This is a genomic window from Gilliamella sp. Bif1-4, from assembly GCF_001690535.1.
In the GTDB taxonomy this organism is placed as follows: Bacteria; Pseudomonadota; Gammaproteobacteria; order Enterobacterales; family Orbaceae; genus Gilliamella; species Gilliamella bombi.
In genome coordinates this window covers 1-2,482 of record NZ_LZHC01000089.1, presented here as the reverse complement: position 1 = coordinate 2,482, position 2,482 = coordinate 1, and the positions used below count along the sequence as shown (strand labels likewise).

The 2,482-nt window shown below is 44.5% G+C and carries 1 protein-coding gene; it reads left to right on the top strand.

The genetic code is table 11. The annotated features are described in order from the left end of the window. Nucleotides 1–2,482, top strand: a 2,482-nt coding sequence (locus A9G25_RS12015) for a hemagglutinin repeat-containing protein (RefSeq protein ID WP_176701136.1), incomplete at both ends; no start/stop codon positions are given.

Below are 2,482 nucleotides of genomic sequence, written 5' to 3'. Positions count from 1 at the left end.
GATATCGAATCCTCGGGGACGATATTAGGTAAAAACCGAGTTGCCTTATTAGGTAATAACGTCAATAACCAAGGTTTGATTGATGCGGGCGCCATCATTATTCAAGCGAAAGATAGCATCAACAGCAGTGGCAGATTAAATGCGGATAGATTGGCATATTTACAAGCGAATAACGACATTAACTTAAATAGCACCACCTCAACCACCGAAACGCATTACGGTGCGAGCAAAAGTAAAAACACCGTGATTGACCAGATTTCAAGTATCAACGTCAATGATGGTGATATTTACTTAAAAGCGGGACATGACATCAACTTAGGCGCGGCCTTGTTGGTTAATGGCGGTGAAGAGGGCGTCACTAACGTCATTGCCGGGAACGACATCAATTTATCGACCTTGAAAACGCAAAGCTATCAAGACTCAATATGGAATAAAAATCACACCCGCAAGGTTGATATTGAAGAGGTGGTGGGCAGTGAAATTTTAACCCATGGCGACCTAAACTTAATTGCGGGGCATGATATTTTAGCGAAATCAGCGGAGCTATCGAGCGATAAGCGCATAAACCTATTAGCCGAGCATGATATTGATATTGGTAGTGAACAAGAACGTTTACAGTTAACCGAGCATCACAAAACCAAAACGAAAGGGTTGCTTAATAAGGGTTCAATTACTGAAGATATAGCGGTCGACAACATCACCCAAAAAGGCAGTGGGATTTATGGTGATAAGGTAAACATTAATGCGGGTAACAATTTAACGGTTACAGGCAGTGAAGTGGTAGGTACGCACAATGTGAGTCTTGGTGCAGGGAAAGATATCACGATTGATGCAGCGGAAGAGTCGTATTACCGAAAACACGAAACCAAGACCAAAAAGTCGGGATTAATGGGCAGTGGTGGAATTGGTTTTACGGTGGGTAAAGAAAGGGAAAATCTCAAACAAACCGATACGGAACAAGCCTTTGTCGGCAGTGTTGTGGGCAGCACAAATGGCAATGTCACCCTCCAAGCGGGCAAAGACCTAAATATTAAAGGCAGTGATGTCATCGCCCAACAAAACATCAAATTACAAGGCGAAAACGTCAATATCGAAGCATTAGATGCCAAAACGACGTATAAAGAAGAGTATGAGCGCAAAAAATCAGGGCTTACTGTTTCGATAACAGGCACGGCGAGTGATATTTACAACGCCAACCAAACCCGAGAGCAAGCGAAAAAGCAGACCAATGAAAAAACCAAAGCGCTGATGAATATTAAAGCGGGGTTACAAGCGGGTAATGCGGCGCTAGAGGGAGGAGCTAATTTACAAAATGGTACGCCACAAGCCTCCATTGGCATTAATGTCAGTTTGGGCAATGAAAAAACCGAGCGCACGGTAAACCAAGAGCAACACACTGTGGTAAGTAGTGGCATCTCAGCGGGGAATAACGTCAGCATTATTGCGACGGGCAATGGTCAAAAAGAGAGTGGCGATATCAATATCATTGGCAGTCAGGTATCTGCCGGTCATGATGTGATGCTAAAAGCGAACCATGATGTCAACATCATTGGTCAAGAAAACACGATAAAAACAGAGACGAAAGAAAAAAGCAGCAGTGGCTCGGTAGGTGTGGGCTATAACTTTGGTGGAGAAAAAAATGGCTTTACCATCTCGGCCAGTGCTAGCCAAAGCAAATCCAGAGAAAAAGGTAACGGTACCGATTGGACAGAAAGTGTGGTAGAGGCAGGCAACAAGCTCACCATCATCACCGGTAATGATGCCAACATTGTTGCAGGGCAAGTCAAAGGCAATAGGGTGGTGGCTGATATAGGTCATGACCTTAATATTGAATCGAAACAAGACAGCGATGAGTTCCACTCTAAAAGCACGTCAACCTCGGTAGGGGGAAGTTTTTCTTATGGAGGCTCAAGTAGTATTAATGCCTCGGCGAGCAAAACGAAAATGGACAGCAACTGGCAAAGTGTGACCGACCAATCGGGCATCTTTGCGGGCAGTGGTGGCTATGACATTAAGGTCGGGAACAACACCGACTTAAAAGGTGCGGTGATATCCTCAGAAGCGAAAGACAAGAGCCAAAACCGCCTTGACACCGGCACAATCAGCTTTAGTGATATCGAAAACAAAGCGGACTACCAAGTCAGTAGCAGCAGTGCAGGGGTAAGCTCTAGCGGCATGCCATCGATGCCAACCAGTCGCAATAAAAACGAAAGCGAGCATTCGACGACGCATTCAGCGGTATCGGAAGGGACGATAATTATCCGCAACAAAGACACCCAAAAACAAGATATCAACGAACTAAGCCGAGATACTGAGCAGGCGAATAACGAGCTCAAACACATTTTTAACAAACAAAAAGAGCAAGACATCATCGACCAAACGCATTTAGTGAGTGAAATTGGTGGTGAAACGTTAACGATGCTTAATCATATTGACCGGATAAAAGCCGAATCCAAGGCAAAAGAAGCGGTAGAAAAAGAAC